The following is a 17,043-nucleotide window of genomic DNA, read 5'->3' as shown; positions in this document are numbered from 1 at the left end:
GCGTCCCGGCGGGCCTGGCCTGGAGTGGTGCATGCGGATACTCGGTGAAGCCCTTACCTTTGATGATGTACTGCTGATCCCGGGGCATTCGAATGTCGTTCCGCGTGATGTCGACCTGAGTACCCGGATTACCCGCGAGATCACGCTGTCCGCCCCGGTGGTGTCGGCCGCGATGGACACGGTCACCGAGGCCAATCTGGCGATCGCGATGGCCCAGGAGGGCGGGCTCGGGATCGTGCACAAGAACATGTCGGCGGAGGCCCAGGCCGCCGAGGTCCGGCAGGTCAAGAAATACGAAAGCGGTGTGATCAGCGAGCCGATCACCATCGGCCCGGATGCGAGCATCGGCGACGTGGTCGCGCTGACCGACGCCAATCACATCTCCGGCGTGCCGATCGTTTCCGGCAACGACCTGATGGGCATCGTGACCTCCCGCGATCTGCGCTTCGAGACCCGCATGAACGCCCCGGTCTCGGAGATCATGACCCCGCGCGAGCGCCTGGTTACCGTGCCCGAGGGGGCCGACCGCGAGCTGGTGCTGGAGCTGCTGCACAAGCACCGGATCGAAAAGGTGCTGGTCGTCAACGACGACTTCCAGCTGCGCGGGATGATCACGGTCAAGGACATCCAGAAGTCCACCGAGCACCCGCATGCCTCCAAGGACGAGCGGGGCCGTCTGCGCGTGGGTGCCGCGGTGGGTGTGGGTGAGGGCACCGATGAGCGCGTGGCCGCGCTGGTCGAGGCCGGGGTGGACGTGCTGGTGGTGGATACCGCGCACGGGCATTCCCAGGGCGTGCTGGATCGCGTCGCCTGGGTCAAGAAGCACTACCCGGACGTGCAGGTGATCGGTGGCAACATCGCCACCGCCGATGCGGCCAAGGCGCTGGTCGCGGCCGGGGCCGACGGCGTGAAGGTCGGAATCGGGCCGGGCTCGATCTGCACCACCCGCATCGTGGCCGGCGTCGGTGTGCCGCAGATCACGGCGATCTCCGATGTGTCCGAGGCGCTGAAGGGCACAGGTGTGCCGATGATCGCCGACGGGGGCGTGCGCTTTTCCGGGGACCTGGCCAAGGCGATCGCCGCGGGCGCCGATTGCGTGATGCTGGGCTCGATGTTCGCCGGGACCGAAGAGGCCCCGGGCGAGGTCGAGTTGTACCAGGGCCGCTCCTACAAGATCTATCGCGGCATGGGCTCTTTGGGCGCGATGCAGCAGGGCTCCTCGGATCGCTACTTCCAGGATCCGAACAGCTCGGCCGACAAGTTCGTGCCCGAGGGGATCGAGGGCCGGGTGCCGTACAAGGGCTCGATCGTCGCCATCATCTACCAGCTGATGGGCGGGCTGCGCTCGTCCATGGGCTATGTCGGCGCACACAACATCGAAGAGATGCGGACCAAGCCGCATTTCGTCCGCGTGACCGCCGCCGGCATGCGCGAGAGCCATGTGCACGACGTGGCGATCACCAAGGAAGCCCCGAACTACCGCATGGACTGACCCGGCCACGATGGCCGGGTATCCCTACCTGACATACTCCCGGCCCGCAGGCCGGGATACCGGATGACCTCATGACCCAGGATCTTCACGCCCACCGCATTCTGGTGCTGGACTTCGGTTCCCAGTACACCCAGCTGATCGCCCGCCGCGTGCGCGAGGCCAGGGTCTACTCCGAGGTGCATGCCTGGGACATGCCGGCGGCCGACATCCGTGCGTTCAATCCCACTGCGATCATCCTCTCCGGCGGCCCCGAGTCGGTGAATGTCGACCAGCCCCCGCGCGCCGAGGACGCGGTGTTCGAGCTGGGGGTTCCGGTACTGGGCATCTGCTACGGCATGCAGACCATGGCCGCGCAGTTGGGTGGTCGGGTCGAGCCGTCGGAGCGGCGCGAGTTTGGCTATGCCCAGGTGCGCGCCCGTGGCCATACGCCGCTGTTGCGTGACATCGAGGATCACACTACGCCGGAGGGCTATGGTCTGCTGGACGTGTGGATGTCGCACGGCGACCACGTGACCGAGCTGCCGCAGGGCTTCCGCTTGATGGCCTCCACCGATTCCGCACCGATCGCCGGCATGGCCGATCCGGATCGCGGCTTCTATGGCGTGCAGTTCCACCCCGAGGTGACCCACACCACCCAGGGCCAGCGCATCATCGAGCGCTTCCTGCACGATATCTGCGGCTGCGCGGCGTTGTGGACGGCCGACAACATCATCGACGACATGGCCGCGCGGGTGCGCGAGCAGGTCGGCGACGATCACGTGGTACTGGGCCTGTCCGGCGGGGTGGACTCCTCGGTGGTGGGCGCGCTGCTGCACAAGGCGATCGGCGACCAGCTGACCTGCGTGTTCGTGGATACCGGGCTGCTGCGCGAGGGCGAGGGTGACCAGGTCATGGCGACCTTCGCTCGCCACATGGGTGTGCAGGTGATCCGTGTGGATGCCGAGGAGCGCTTCATGAGCGCCCTGGCGGGCATCCAGGACCCGGAGGCCAAGCGCAAGATCATCGGCGGGCTGTTCATCGACGTGTTCGACGAACAGGCTGCAAAGCTCGACAACGTGCAGTGGCTGGCCCAGGGCACGATTTACCCGGACGTGATCGAGTCGGCCGACTCCAAGACCGGCAAGGCCCACGTGATCAAGTCGCACCACAACGTGGGCGGCCTGCCGGAGAACATGAAGCTGGGGCTGGTCGAGCCGCTGCGTGAGCTGTTCAAGGACGAGGTGCGCAAGATCGGTGTCGAGCTGGGCCTGCCCACCGAGATGGTCTATCGCCATCCGTTCCCCGGGCCGGGCCTGGGCGTGCGCATCCTCGGCGAGGTGAAGAAGGAATACGCCGACCTGCTGCGCCGCGCCGACGCGATCTTCATCGAGGAGCTGCGCAAGGCCGATCTCTATGACAAGACCTCGCAGGCGTTCGCGGTCTTCCTGCCGGTGAAGTCGGTGGGGGTGATGGGCGACGGCCGGCGCTACGACTACGTGGTGGCCCTGCGCGCGGTGGAGACCATCGACTTCATGACCGCCCGCTGGGCCCACCTGCCGTACGACTTCCTCGACCATGTCTCGCGGCGGATCATCAACGAGATCCCCGGCATCTCCCGCGTAACCTACGACATCTCCGGCAAGCCCCCCGCCACCATCGAGTGGGAGTGAGTGGAAAGACCCGCAATGGCGGGTGCTGACCGGCGTCATAGCGGAGGCTTCAGGATCCTGCTTAGCCCACGGCCGGTAGCACGACTACCGGCCGTGGGGCTACGCCTTGCCTCGGAAGACACGGTGCACTAACGCGAGCGTGTGCATTGATCGGCGGTTACCTAGACTGTGCCGAGGTGGACTTCCTGGAATAAACGGATCCCATGTTCAGACGCATCAGAGCGGGTGACTGGATTGTCGTGGTGTTGCTGCTGCTGCCGGTGCTGGTGGCGTGGCCGCGTTGGTGGCCGCGGCCGGGCGCCGGCGCGGCCGAGGTGCTCTCGGCGCTTGGTCACCTGGCCGGGGTGCTGGGTCTGAGCGCGCTGCTGGTCGGGGCAATGCTGAGCGTGCGCCTGCCGGCCCTGGATCGCTGGTTCGGCGGTTTGCCGCGTATCTGGGCCCTGCACCGGATACTGGGTTTCACGGCGTTCATCCTGATCATGCTGCACGTGGTGTGGCTGGCCTTCGGGGCGCTGCCCATTTCTCCGGCAGCGGCCGTCCGGGTGATCTTTCCGCCCCTTGAACACGGGGCGGTATGGATGGGCTGGGGCGCACTGGCGCTGATGGTGATCTTTCTCGCGCCCACCTTTCAGTTTTTCGGCAGGCCGCATTACCAGCGCTGGAAGCGTCTGCACCTGTTGTCGGTGCCCGCGTTCCTGCTGGCGTTCGCGCACGCGGTCATGCTCGTGGAGCATGCGCTGCTCTGGTGGGGGCTCGCGGCCCTGGCGGTTGCCGCAGTGCTCTGGCGCAAGGTGCTGTCGCCCCGGCTGGGGCGCCATGATTATACCGTCGATGCCGTGACCGCCCTTGCGTCCAACGTGGTGGAGATCACCCTCGCCCCGAGGGGCCGGGCCATGTCGCATGCCGCGGGACAGTTCATGTACCTCACCCCCCACGACCCGGGCCTGGAAGCCGGCCGGGGGGAAGAGCACCCCTACACCATCTCTTCGGCGCCAGGCGAGGACGTTGTCCGGGTGGGCATCAAGGCCCTGGGCGACGCCAGCCGGGCATTGCAGACGGTGACACCGGGAACCGCCGTGCAGATCGAGGGCCCCTACGGGCAGTTCTTCGAGCGATGCGAGCCGCAACGCCGGCAGCTCTGGTTCGGTGGCGGCATCGGCATTACGCCCCTCGTGTCCGGCGCCCGGGCCCTCCAGCGGGAGCCCGGGGCCGGGCCGGAGGTCACCCTGATCTACCTGGCCAATCGACCGGACCGCGCCTATTACATGGACGAGCTTCGGGAGATCGCGCAGGGGCACCCGCATTTCGATGCACAGATCCATTATTTCCAGGATCGCGGCCCCGTGGACGAAGCGTTCATCCGCTCGCATTGCCCGGACCTGGAGGAACGGGAGATCTACATCTGCGGGCCGCCCGGCATGGTGCATCACCTGATGGGGCTTCTAAGCCGCGCCGGTGTACCCAGGGGCCGCATTCATACGGAGGCGTTTGATTTCCTATGACCGTGAACAAGATTGCCTACACCGCGTTCGTGGCCTTCTGCACCGTGATCGTCACCCTTTGGGCCGTCAGCGCGCTGGTCGCGGAGACCCGCGAGACCCACGACGATCAGCGCCTGGTGACGGAACCCGAACTCGCGGCCCACGACAGTGCCGAGAGCTGCTGGAAGGCCATTGATGGCCAGGTGTACGAAGTGACGGACTATATTCCGCGTCACCCCACCTCCGAGGACGTGATACTGGAGTGGTGCGGCCGTGATGCCACCGAAGGCTGGTACAACAAGACGCCCGGGCGTCCGCACAGCCCCAGGGCCGCCGTCATGCTGGAACAGTACCGGGTAGGGCAACTGGCCGATGCACCGGCACCCCAGGCACGGCCCGAGGCTTCAGCGCCCACGCGGGAACCCGCCACCCATCCGCCGGGCCGGGTGCTGCTCGGCCTGTCGCCCGGGACGTACCTGGACGGGCGCTATCGAGGCGTGTTTTCGGACCGGGGCGCGATGCAGGTCAATATCCAGTTCGATCTGCGGGACCATCATTTCCACAACGTCCGGTTCCGGTACCTGAGCTACCAGGGAGTGGATTATCTGGCGCTTGAGGAGCACGAGGAACTTCATGCCGTGATGCGCCAGCACCGTCAGGCCATCGATTACCTCGAAGGGCGGCCGCTATCGGCCCTATTCGATCTCTACGCGCCGGAGGAGGTGGTGGACGACATTGACGCCTTTACCGGCGCGACGCTGAGAGGCAACAAGCTGATCTCGGCCATTCGTGATGCGCTCAACCGCGGCGTCTATCAGTGGCCGTGACATGGCCGAGCGGGTCCGCGAGCTGGGTGGCGATGGCCCTGTGGTGCTAGGTCTGCCCACCGGGAGGGTTTATCGCCACCGGTTCCCCGGGCCGGGCCTGGGCGTGCGCATCCGCGGCGAGGTCAAGAAGGCATACGCTGACCTGCTGCGCCGGGCCGATGCGACCTTCATCAGGGGGGCTCCGCAAGGCGGACCTGTACGACAAGACCTTGCAGGCCTTTGCGGTCTTCCTGCCGGTGAAGTCGGTGGGCGTGATAGGCGATGGCCCACGCTACGACTACGTGGTCGCACTGCGTGCGTCGAGACCATCGACTTCATGACCGCGCGCTGGGCGCACCTGCCGTATGACTTCCTCGACCACGTCTCGCGCCGCACCATCAACAAGATCCCCGGCATCTCGCGCGTCACCTACGACACCTCCGGCAAGCCCCCCGCCACCATCGAGTGGGAGTAAACATCCGCCTGGACACGAATGCAGTGTTTCCCTGGAAGTACCCAGTAGGGTGGCACATTACACCTGTTGGGATGGGGGGTGAGACGTGGCAGTATCGTGGTCTATCGACCCCTAACCACGGAAAACCCGGTTGAAAACGCCTCCCCGCCCCGGAAACGAACAGGAACGGTTGCGAGCGCTGTGGGCAAAGGGGCTCCTGGATACCCCGGACGAGGAGCGGTTTGATCGACTCACGCGTCTGGCCAGGCGGATGTTCGGGGTGTCGATCGCGTTGGTTTCGCTGGTCGACGAGGACCGGCAGTGGTTCAAGTCCCGGCAGGGGCTCGAGGCCCCGGAGACCGGGCGTGACATCTCCTTTTGCGGTCACGCGATTCTCGGGGACGATATCCTCGAAATCCGCGACGCGCGCGCGGACTCCCGGTTTGCCGACAACCCGCTGGTTACCGGGGAGCCGCAGATCCGGTTCTATGCCGGCGCGCCGCTTGTCACCTCTGATGGTTACCGCGTGGGCACCCTTTGCCTGATTGACGGCCAGCCGCGGCAGTTGAGCGAGGACGAGCGCCGATCCCTGCGTGACCTCGCCGATGCGGTCGAGGCGGAAATCGACTCCACTGAACAGCAGGCGCTAAGCGATGCCCTGGAAGGCCTGCGGCGGCTCGGCGAGGCCATCACCCGTGCCCAGTCGGAGTTCATTCGTGATACCGACGAGGACCGCAGGCAGGCCTTCGACGGACTGCTTGCGGACATCCTCGAGCTGACCCACAGCGAATACGGCTTTATCGGGGAAGTGCTGTACCACCCGGAAGGGCTTCCTTATCTCAAAACCTATGCCATCAGCAATATCGCCTGGGATGATGCGACCCGGGCCTTCTACGCGGCCAATGCGCCCCGGGGGATGGAGTTCCACAACCTGGAGACCCTGTTCGGTGCAGCCCTCACCAGCGGCGGGCCGGTGATCGCCAACGACCCCGCCCGCGACCGGCGCAGCGGGGGGCTGCCCGAGGGACATCCACCGCTCGAGGCCTTTCTCGGCATCCCGATCGAGCATGGCGGCGAGCGGGTCGCCATGCTGGGGATTGCCAACCGCCCCGGTGGCTACGACCAGAGCCTGGTGGCGTTTCTGCAGCCGCTGCTGGTCACTCTGGGGCAGTTGACCGATGCGGCCCGCATCCGGCGCCGGCACCGCGCCGACCAGGAAGAGCTGGCGCGGCTGTCGCGGGTGGCCAGCGAGGCCACCAATGGCGTGATCATCACCGATGCCGAGGGCCGGGTCGAATGGGTCAATGACGGTTTTACGCGGCTGAGCGGTTACACCCTGGACGAACTGCGCGGGCGCAAGCCGGGCAAGCTGCTGCAGGGCGAGGGGACGGATCCGCAGGTAGCGGCGCGGATCGGGGCGGCAGTGGCGCGGGGCGATCCCTTTCAGGTCGACATGCTGAACTACCATCGGGATAACCGACCGTACTGGGTTCGCATCCAGGGCAATCCGTTGCGCGACGAGCACGGCAGGTTGCAGGGCTTCATGGCGATCGAGTCCGATGTGACCCGAGAAAAGGAGGACGCGGAGCGCATTCGCGAAAGCGAGCAACAGTTTCGCTCGCTGGTCGACAATATCCCCGGCATTACCTATCGCTGCCTGCCGGACGACGACTGGACCATGCTCTACATGAGCGACCAGGTGGACCCGCTGTCAGGCTATCCCGCGAGTGAGTTCATCGACAACGCTGTTCGTAGCTACGCCAGCGTGATCCATGGCGACGACCTGGCACGGGTGAAGGGGGCGGTCGACCAGGCGCTGCGGGCCGGGACCGACTGGGTCGTCGAATACCGGATCCGGCATCGTGACGGCGGTATCCGCTGGGCCCAGGAGCGCGGCTCGGCGGTTCGCGACGACGCGGGGCGGGTGTGTTATCTCGATGGCTTCATCCTGGATGTGACCCGGGATCGGGAAAACCGCGAGCAGCGCCAGCGCCAGCTGGAGGCCTTTGCGGCCCTCAACGACATCGCGTCGATGACCACGCTGGGGCTCGGCGAACAGCTCGAGCGGGCATTGCAGCTGGGAACGGATTTCCTTGGGCTGGAACTGGGTATCGTCAGCCGCATCCGGGGTGACGATTACGAGGTGCACGCCTGTGTCGCACCTCCCGGTACCGCTCTGGAGCCTGGACAGCACTTTTCCCGGAGCAGGACCTATTGCGACCTGATCTTCGCAAAAGGGGAACTGGTGGCCATCGACCACATGGCGGCCTCCGGGCATCGTGGGCATCCGTGTTACGAGCAATTCGGGCTGGAGGCCTACATTGGCGTGATTGTGGAGGTGCAGGGTGAACGCTATGGCACCCTGAATTTCTCGTCGGTGCAGCCGCGTCCGGTTGGGTTCAGTGATGGCGAGCGCATGTTCGTGCGTCTGCTGGCGCGCTGGATCGGTTCGGCGATCGAACGCGACGCGGCGGCGCGCGCGCTGAGACTCAGCGAGACCCGTCTGCGCGGGTTGTTCGAGCTATCGCCGGTCGGCATTGCCCTGAACGATTACGCGACCGGGGCCTTCGTGGACCTCAACCAAGCCCTGTTGCACCCGACCGGTTATACCCGCGAGGAATTTATTGCCCTGAGCTACTGGGACGTCACCCCGCTGGAGTACGAGCCAATGGAGCGCCAGCAATTGGAGCGCATGGAGGCGACCGGTCGTTACGGCCCGTTCGAAAAGGAATACATCCGCAAGGATGGCAGCCGCTATCCGGTGGTCCTCAACGGGATGGTGGTCCACGACAACACCGGGCGCAAACTGATCTGGTCGATCATCGAGGATATCTCGGAGCGCAAGCGCATCGAGCGCATGAAAAACGAGTTCATCTCCACGGTCAGCCATGAGTTGCGCACGCCGCTCACCTCGATCTCCGGTTCCCTGGGCCTTGTGACGGGTGGAGCGGCAGGGGCGTTGCCGGAGCGGATGCAGGCGATGCTGGAGATCGCTCACAAGAACAGCAAGCGCCTGGAACTGCTGATCAACGATCTGCTGGACATGGAAAAGCTGGTGGCCGGCAAGATGCGCTTCGAGAGGCGCGAGCAGCCGCTGTTCCCGTTGCTGGAGCAAGGCGTGCGCGACAACCAGGGATATGCCGAGCGTTACCAGGTGCGCCTGGTGCTGGACGCGGAGGACGATGGGGCCCGGGTGGTGGTGGACGCCGACCGTCTGCAGCAGGTACTGGCCAATCTCCTCTCCAATGCGGCCAAGTTCTCGCCGGAGGGCAGCGAGGTGAGGCTGGCGGTGGATCGGGACGGGGAGCGGGTGCGTGTCTCGGTGAGCGATCACGGCCCGGGGATTCCGGAGGCGTTCCGCGAACGCATCTTCCAGAAGTTTTCCCAGGCCGATTCCTCCGACAGCCGCCAGAAGGGCGGCAGTGGTCTGGGGCTCGCGATTACCCGGGAACTGGTGGAGCGCATGGACGGCGAGGTCGGGTTCGACTCCGTCCCTGACGAGGGGGCGACCTTCTGGTTCGAGCTGGGATGCCACCTTGATGAGGCCCGCGGATGAGGCCTTTGTGGTCAGAGCCGGTGGGCCGTGGGCTTGCGACGTTGGCGCTGGCCCTGCTGGCGGTGGCCGGCAATTACTTCCATCTGCCGCTGCTGTTCGGTCTGGACTTCATCTTCGGTTCGATCGCTGTGATGCTAGCGGTGCTGCTGCTGGGGACGCTGCCAGCGGTGATTGTCGCGATCGCCGGGGGGCTCTACACCCTGGTCCTGTGGGGCGTTCCGTATCCGATGGTGGTGTTTGTGATCGAGGCGTTGGTGGTGGGCCTCGTTTACCGGCGCTGGCTGCACAATGTGGTTGTGGCGGACCTGCTGTACTGGCTGGTGATCGGCGTTCCACTGGTATTGCTGTCCTATCGCGGCCTGATCGGGATGGACTGGGAACCCACCACCATGATCGCCCTGAAGCAGGCGGTGAATGCGCTGTTCAACACACTGATCGCCAGCTTGCTGGTGATGCTGTGGCGGTTGTCGGGTCGCGGCGCGCAGGCCTCCCGGCTGGGCAGGCCGTCGCTCGCGAGTCTGTTGTTCCACGCGATGCTGCCGGTCACCCTGCTGGCGGGCCTGGTCCCTATCCTGCACGAGGGCTATCAGCAGCGCGACGGGCACGAGGCCTTCATGGTCGAGCGCCTGCAGGAACGCGCCGAGAATCTGTCCGAGCGGCTCGCAACCGATTACCGCGAGGGACGGGTCCGCTATGACTACCATCTGGGGCGGGTGCAGACGCGCGAGGACCTGGGGCTTGCGATTGTGTCCCCGGAAGGTCGGGTGCTGGCCAGTCGGGGCGACGTCCGCAGCGTGCTGGAGGCGTCGGACGGCCAGGTGGAGCCCCGGGACCGGGAGCTTTCGATCTGGTTGCCGGGCGGTTCGATGTCGGCCGTGGGTCGCTGGGGACAGGGTTCCTACTTCGTTGACGCGCCGGTGGGCCCAGTGCCGGATGTCGGGCAGGTGTATGCGGAGATGCCGGCGGCGCCGGTGGTCCGGGCGCTGGAGCAGCAGCGCGTCGAGCTGTTTGCTCTGCTGACGATAATCGTGGCCCTGGCCATCCTGGTCTCGGCCGCCTTGAGTTATGCCATCAGCCGTCCATTGCGCAAGCTGGATGCGGTCAGTGCAGGACTGAGTTCGGACATTGCCGCGGGGCGTTCGCCGGTACTGCCGGAAAGCCGGATTCTCGAATACGACGGCCTGGCCGGGACCCTGCGGGAGATGTCGCGGCAGCTGGTGGCCAGTTTCCGCCAGCAGGCACAGGCACGTAGTGAACTCGAGTCCGAGGTGTGCGCGCGCACCTCGGAGCTTGCGCAGACAGCCGATCAGTTGCAGGCGGTTCTGGCGGCCGCGTCGGAATTCGCCATTGTGGTGACCGACCGCGATGGTCTGATCACCCTGTTCAATCCGGGTGCGGAGAAGATGACGGGCTATGCTGCCGACGAAATGGTTGGCAAGCAGTCACCCGCCCTGTTCCATGTGCCCGAGGAAATCGCCGCGCGCGTGGCGCAACTGAGCGCCGCCAGTGAACGGCCGATCGAAGGCTTCCGGGTCTTTACCGAGGTCGCGGATCGCGACGGTGCAGAAACCCGGGAGTGGACCTTTGTGCGCAAGGACGGCGTGCGCATCCCTGTTTCCCTGACGGTGACACCCCAGACCGACAAAAAGGGAAATATCAACGGCTACCTGGGTATCGCCGAGGACATCACCGAGCGCAAGGCGGCCGAACAGGCCCTGCGCGAGAGCGAAAAACGTTTCCGGGATGCCACTCAGCAGTTGACGCTGGCCACCGAGGCGGCGCATCTGGGTGTGTGGGATTTGAACCTCACCACTGGACGACTTGACTGGGATTCCGGAATGTTCCGTCTTTACGGCGTGTTACCCCGCGATTTCGGTCACCATGCCGATGACTGGAGGCGCGCATTGCTGCCCGAAGACATGGGGCACGCAGAAGCCAGCCTCGAAACGATCCTTACCCGTCCCGGGACACCCCGCGAGTTCACGTTCCGAATTCGTCGGGGCGATGGGGCGATACGTCATATTCGCGTTATGGCACAGGCGGTAACCGATGCGGCAGGTGTTGTCGTGCGGGCGATTGGCGTGAATGAAGACGTTACCGAGCGTATGGAGGCGGAGCGGGCCCTGGCGGAGCAGGCGCTTCGTACCCAGACGATTATCGATAACATCGTGGACGGGATCATCACGATCGATCGCGATGGGTTGATCCAGTCGTTCAACCCGGGTGCAAGTCGAATCTTCGGCTATGCGCCCCTTGAGGTTGTCGGACGCAATGTGAGCGTGTTGATGCCCGAGTCTGATCATGAGCGTCATGACTCTTACCTGCGTAATTACCAGGCCACGGGGAACCGGCGGGTGATTGACACCACCAGGGAACTGCAGGGGCGCCGCAAGGATGGGACCGTGTTCCCGATGGAACTCGCCGTATCGGAGGTCACGCAACACGGTGAGCCCCTTTATGTCGGTATGGTGCGTGACATCACCGAACGCAAGCGGGTGGAGCGCATGAAGAACGAATTTGTCTCCACCGTCAGCCATGAACTGCGTACCCCCCTGACATCGATTTCGGGGTCGCTGGGTATGCTGGCCAGCGGCGCCCTCGGCGAACTGTCGGGAAAAGCAAACGAAATGGTGACGATTGCCCAGCGCAACAGCCAGCGTCTGACGCTGTTGATCAACGATCTTCTCGATATGGAGAAGATCGCGGCGGGCAAGCTGCACTTCGAGATGCGCGCACAGCCGCTCCAGCCGCTGCTCGAGCAGGCGCTCGAGAGTCATCGGGGCCATGGTGCGCAGCACGACGTTAAACTGGTGCTCGATGGTGACGCGTCCGGGGGCGCGGTTCGGGTGGATGACCAGCGCCTGCTGCAGGTGATCGCTAATCTGCTGTCGAACGCGGTGAAGTTCTCGCCCCCGGGCGGGACCGTGCGGGTGTCGGCGCAGTCAGTGAGCGCGCCGACCGAAGGCGTCCGGGTCAGTGTGGCGGATGACGGGCCGGGTGTTCCGGACGATTTTCGCGAGCGCATCTTCGGGAAATTCGCGCAGGCGGATGCCTCCGACAGCCGAGCGAAGGGCGGGACGGGGCTTGGCCTCGCGATTAGCCGGGAACTGGTAGAGCATATGGGCGGGCGTATAGGCTTTGACTCCGTGGAGGGCGCGGGAGCGACGTTCTGGGTCGAGTTGCCGCTTGCCCGCGACGCGAATGTCAATCCATCCGGTTCAGAACCAGGGTCTGCCGCCGGCCGTTACGCCACGGGCCCGTAGCGGTTCACCCCAGGGGAGTAGAAAGTGTCCGAGTTGCAACGCATTCTCTATGTCGAAGACGAGCCGGATATTCAGGCGGTTGCCGAACTGGCCCTGGAGACGGTGGGTGGTTACACCGTGAAGACCTGTGCTTCGGGCGAGGAGGCTGTACGCGATGCCGAGGCCTTTGCACCGGACCTGATCCTGCTGGATGTGATGATGCCCGGGATGGATGGTCCCACGACCCTGGAGGCCCTGCGCGGGATTCCGGCGCTGGCCGGGGTGCCGGTGGCCTTCATGACCGCCAAGGTGCAGCCCTCCGAGATCGAACACTACAAGTCACTGGGGGCGCGTGACGTGATTGCCAAGCCGTTCGACCCCATGACGCTCTCCGATGAGGTGCGGCGGATATGGCAGGGGGCGGCATGACGCCGGATACCACCGAGCAGGCCCTTCAGGCCCGTCTGGAACAGCTGCGTGCCCGGTACCTGGAGCGGCTTCCGGAGGAGCTGGCCGGGCTGAACACGCTTCAGGGCAGCCTGACCGGACAGGAACAGGATCGCGAGGTGCTCGACGAGCTGCAGCAGCGTCTGCACAAACTGGCGGGGTCCGGGGGGAGCTTCGGCTGCGCGTCGCTGAGCACGGCGGCCCGTGTGCTGGAGCAGCGGATCGGGGGCTGGCTGCAGGCGAAGGGTTCGTCGCTGGATGCGCCGACCCGGCGGTCCCTGGCGGACGAGCTGGCGGCCCTCGCGCGTACGGTGCCCGAAAGCCCGGAGCGCTCGGCGGTCCGGCGGATGCCGGATGCACGGAGTGCCTCCGACAACGCCATGGCCATCTGGCTCGTCGAGGACGACGCGGAACTGGCCCGCCAACTCAAGCAGCAGCTGGATTCCTTCAACTACGAGGTTCGGGTGTTCAAGGGCATCGACGCGCTCCGGCGTGCGGTGGAAGATCAGCAGCCGGATCTGCTGCTCGTGGACGTGATGCTGGAAGATGGTCGCGAAAATGCGACCGAGCGACTGGTGGACTGTCCGCAGGTCCAGGCGCTGGATTGCCCGCTGATCTTCCTCTCCGCGAATGATGACTTCCCGTCGCGTGTGCGCGCGGTACAACTGGGCGCGCAGGGGTATTTCCTGAAACCGTTGGATGTACCCCGCCTGGTAAGCCGCATCTCGCAGATCTTCCAGGAGCGCCACGCGCCGGCGCAGCGAGTGCTGATCGTGGACGATGATGCCGATCTTGCCGAGCATATGCGGCTGGTACTGACCGCGGCCGGGATGGAGGCCTGGGTGCTGGACGCGCCGCGCGAGATCATGGAGACGATCGCCGCGTTCCGGCCGGAACTGGTGCTGATGGATCTGTACATGCCCGAATACGCGGGCACCGACCTGGCGGGGGTGATCCGCCAGCACGAGGCCTACACCCATCTGCCGATTGTCTATTTGTCCGCGGAAACCGATATCGAGCGCCAGATCGACGCCATGGGCCGGGGCGCGGACGACTTTCTGACCAAGCCGATCTCCGACCTGCAGCTGGTGGCGGCCGCGCGTGCGCGGGTCGCGCGGGCTCGCCAGCTGGAGGAGCGGATCAACAAGGACAGCCTGACCGGGTTGCTCAAGCACGCCAGTATCAAGGAGGCCGCCAACCGGGAGGTGCTGCGCGCCCGCCGGATCGGTCGGCCGGTCACGCTGGCGATGCTCGATATTGACCACTTCAAGGTGGTTAATGACACATACGGGCACGCCGTAGGGGACGTGGTGATCAGCTCGATCGCAACCTTGCTGCGTCAGCGCCTGCGTCAGTCCGATATCATCGGCCGCTACGGCGGGGAAGAGTTCGTCGCGGTGCTGCCGGAATGCGAAGCGGAGCATGCCCGGCGGGTGCTGGAGGATATCCGCCGGAACTTTGCGTCACTGGATTTCGGCCGCAAGGGCGAGCGCTTCGGTTGCACCATCTCCATCGGCATGGTGTGTTCGGCCGACTACCCAGACCAGGACGGCCCCGAACTGCTGGTCGCCGCCGACGAGGCGCTCTACAAGGCCAAGCGCGGTGGTCGTAATCAGGTCCAGCAGGCGTTCCCGGGGTCCGCACCCGACGTCACGGATTGTTGAAGGCGGCGGGCCGGGCTGCCGGTATGTCCCGAGGTCTCTACGACGTGACGAGCAGGTAGGTCGCGGCTCCGGTCACGCCGAGCACGATCGCCACCGTGACCAGGCCGACCCCGAGCAGGGCACGGCTTGCGCCAGGGGTGGCATCTCCCGGGTTGGAAGCGGTGGAGCTCGCAGCTACGCCGTGGGCGGTATCGCGGCCCTGGCGCAGCAGGTCCAGCATCGCGTCGATGCGGTCGTTGTCGAAGGCGAAGGGGTCGAACTGGCGCTGGCCGAAACGTTGCAGCAGCTGCCGGACGTCCACGGCCGCTGGAACGTATTTCATCGACCATTCCCCGAAGCCGGGGTCGTCCAGTGACTGTTCGCGCAGCACACGGACCTCCTCGTGGCGTTCGTCGCGGCGGATGCGGTCGAGGGTTTCCCGTACCGCATCCGGCTCGCCCTCCAGGCACTGGAAGAAGTGGCCATCCCCGTAATACAGCGCGCCGACGATGCCTTTGCGCGGGTTGTTCTGGCGCGACTGCATCAGGATGCGACCGACCTCGGGTTCGATGCCCTGATTGGACGTGTTTTCGCGAAACGTGGCGCGCGAGGCGTAGACGAGCTGGAGAATGGCGGGCATCGGGCGTCCTTCCTCGGGAGGTAAGGAGAAGACCGCCCTCACCGCGCGGGGTTCATTCAATCATCTGGTTGACGTGTTCCAGACCGATCGCGTCGTCTTCCCAGTTCAGGCGGGTGGTGCCGGGCTTGGCGGCCAGGCGGCGGATGGCCGCGACCGAACTGCGGTCGATATGGGCCAGTCGATGTCGGGTGGCGCTGTGGCTCTCGATGTTGGCGGCCTGCAGGATGTCGCTGTAGTTGACCGGTTCGCCTTCCTCGGGCTCGCGCTTGAGGTTCTCGTGGTCGGCCACCGCACGGATGATCTCCGGCTCGAAGTTCCAGTTCTTCAGCATGGCGCGGCCAATGGCCACGTGCGCGGCGTCGGCCGCGGCCTGCAGGGCGCGCGGGTCCTCGTAGATCTCCGGGGTCTTTTCCGCGCGGCGCAGGATCGGGATCATGCCGATGTCGTGGACGAGGCCGGCGAGCAGGGCGGTGTCGGGGTCCAGGTGCGGGTGGCGGCGGGCCAGCAGGTAGCTGATGATCGCCACCTCCAGGCTGTGGTTCCACAGCTCCTCCATACGCACGCGGATCATCTCGTTCCCGCTCTGGAAGACCTCCTTCATGGACAGCGCAATGATCGTCTGGCGGGCGCGTTCCATACCCAGGCGCGTGACCGCGGAGCGGATGGTCGCGCAACGGGTCAAACCACGGTAGGCCGGGCTGTTGGCATGGCGCACCAGGCGCGAGGCCAGGGCCGTGTCGCGCGAGATCAGGTTGACCAGATCCGCGATGGAGCTGGATTCGTCCTGGGTGATGAACAGGGCCTGCACCGAGACATCGGGCAGGGTCGGGATCTCGATCTGGTGACGTTCGAGATCCTCGCGCAGGCGTTCCAGGAATTTTTCGACTTCCGCTCGGGTGGCCAAGGGCAATCCGTGTCCGGCTGGGAAATGACGCTCCGATTATGCCATACCGCGCCCTCGCGGACGGGGGATCCGCGCCGGTTGACGGGCCGCTGGCCCCTGCCGATGATGAAGGGAGCCGACAGGAGGTCGTGATGCGCCGATTCGTGCTGGATACCAGTGTCTTTACCAACCCGCATGTGGCCGGGCAGTTCGGCGAGGATGCCGAAGACATCCTGCGGACCTTCCTCACCCTGGCGCGCCATTGCCCCGCCGAGTTCTACATGCCGTTGTCGGTGTACGAGGAGTTTCGTGGCATGCGCGACCTCGAGGCCATGGCGGCCGATTTCGAGACCGTGGTCTGGGTGCGCTCGCCGCGACGCTTCGCCCTGATGCTGCCGAGCGACATCCTCTACGAATTCATCGACGAGGTGCGTACGCGGATTGACCGCGGCCTGCGCATTGCCGAGGAGCATACCCGCCAGGCGGGGGCGGCCGAATCGCTCAAGCCCGAGCTGATCACCCAGCTACGCGAGCGTTTCCGCGAGGCGATGCGCAAGGGGCTGGTGGATTCGCGCGAGGACGTCGATGCCGTGCTGCTGGCGATGGAGCTGGACGCCGAGCTGGCCAGCGCCGACGAGGGCATGCGCAAGCTGGGCAACCGTATGGGCATCAAGCTGGTCACCGCCGACTACCTGCGTCGGGTGATGGAGAACCTGGCCGAGTCCGGCGGCCACTCGCGCGAGCTCTGAG

At 65.6% G+C, this 17,043-nt stretch carries 11 protein-coding genes and 1 pseudogene; 10 read left to right on the top strand and 2 right to left on the bottom strand.

The window, feature by feature from the left end; translation table 11 throughout:
• Nucleotides 1–31: 31 nt before the first annotated feature.
• The 9 genes and pseudogenes from guaB to D579_RS0105345 all read left to right on the top strand — a co-directional run bounded on the left by guaB (nt 32) and on the right by D579_RS0105345 (nt 14,791).
• Nucleotides 32–1,492, top strand: coding sequence for an IMP dehydrogenase (guaB, locus tag D579_RS0105385; RefSeq protein ID WP_018650432.1), 1,461 nt, complete (start codon nt 32–34; stop codon nt 1,490–1,492).
• Nucleotides 1,493–1,563: 71 nt separating this feature from the next.
• Nucleotides 1,564–3,141, top strand: coding sequence for a glutamine-hydrolyzing GMP synthase (gene guaA / locus D579_RS0105380; RefSeq protein WP_018650431.1), 1,578 nt, complete (start codon nt 1,564–1,566; stop codon nt 3,139–3,141).
• Between the two features lie 203 nt (nt 3,142–3,344).
• Nucleotides 3,345–4,643, top strand: a complete 1,299-nt coding sequence (locus D579_RS0105375; protein ID WP_018650430.1) for a ferric reductase-like transmembrane domain-containing protein — start codon at nt 3,345–3,347, stop codon at nt 4,641–4,643.
• Nucleotides 4,640–5,449 carry a cytochrome b5 domain-containing protein gene (locus D579_RS0105370; RefSeq protein ID WP_018951323.1) on the top strand — a complete coding sequence of 270 codons (810 nt, stop codon included), beginning with the start codon at nt 4,640–4,642 and terminating at the stop codon, nt 5,447–5,449. The genes D579_RS0105375 and D579_RS0105370 overlap by 4 nt, the downstream gene beginning before the upstream one ends.
• Before the next feature lie 7 nt (nt 5,450–5,456).
• Nucleotides 5,457–5,903: pseudogene (locus D579_RS14630) on the top strand (GMP synthase (glutamine-hydrolyzing)); the annotation flags it as partial.
• A gap of 196 nt (nt 5,904–6,099) precedes the next feature.
• Nucleotides 6,100–9,438, top strand: coding sequence for a PAS domain S-box protein (locus D579_RS0105360; RefSeq protein ID WP_081621391.1), 3,339 nt, complete (start codon nt 6,100–6,102; stop codon nt 9,436–9,438).
• 20 nt (nt 9,439–9,458) lie between these two features.
• Nucleotides 9,459–12,701: a PAS domain S-box protein gene (locus D579_RS0105355; protein WP_018951321.1), complete on the top strand. Its 3,243-nt coding sequence runs from the start codon at nt 9,459–9,461 to the stop codon at nt 12,699–12,701.
• A 24-nt stretch (nt 12,702–12,725) separates the two neighbouring features.
• A complete protein-coding gene (locus tag D579_RS0105350) occupies nt 12,726–13,109 on the top strand; it encodes a response regulator (protein ID WP_018951320.1) in 384 nt (127 codons plus the stop codon).
• Entirely contained in the window at nt 13,106–14,791 is a 1,686-nt protein-coding gene (locus tag D579_RS0105345) for a diguanylate cyclase (protein ID WP_018951319.1), read from the top strand. Before D579_RS0105350 ends, D579_RS0105345 begins: the two co-directional genes overlap by 4 nt.
• A gap of 37 nt (nt 14,792–14,828) precedes the next feature.
• Here the strand turns inward: D579_RS0105345 and D579_RS0105340 are convergent, their stop codons facing one another.
• Nucleotides 14,829–15,410 carry a BLUF domain-containing protein gene (locus D579_RS0105340; protein ID WP_018937981.1) on the bottom strand — a complete coding sequence of 194 codons (582 nt, stop codon included), beginning with the start codon at nt 15,408–15,410 and terminating at the stop codon, nt 14,829–14,831.
• Nucleotides 15,411–15,462: 52 nt separating this feature from the next.
• Nucleotides 15,463–16,314 (bottom strand): HDOD domain-containing protein, encoded by an 852-nt coding sequence (locus tag D579_RS0105335; RefSeq protein ID WP_018937980.1) that lies wholly within the window; start codon nt 16,312–16,314, stop codon nt 15,463–15,465.
• 131 nt (nt 16,315–16,445) lie between these two features.
• On the opposite strand from D579_RS0105335, the gene D579_RS0105330 reads away from it, so the two are divergent.
• Nucleotides 16,446–17,042, top strand: coding sequence for an RNA ligase partner protein (locus D579_RS0105330; RefSeq protein ID WP_018937979.1), 597 nt, complete (start codon nt 16,446–16,448; stop codon nt 17,040–17,042).
• Nucleotide 17,043: the final 1 nt, after the last annotated feature.

Origin of the sequence: Thioalkalivibrio sp. AKL12 (genome assembly GCF_000377925.1) — a bacterium.
In the GTDB taxonomy this organism is placed as follows: Bacteria; Pseudomonadota; Gammaproteobacteria; order Ectothiorhodospirales; family Ectothiorhodospiraceae; genus Thioalkalivibrio; species Thioalkalivibrio versutus.
The sequence above is the reverse complement of the archived record's forward strand: the minus strand, read 5'-3'. Positions and strand labels throughout refer to the sequence as shown.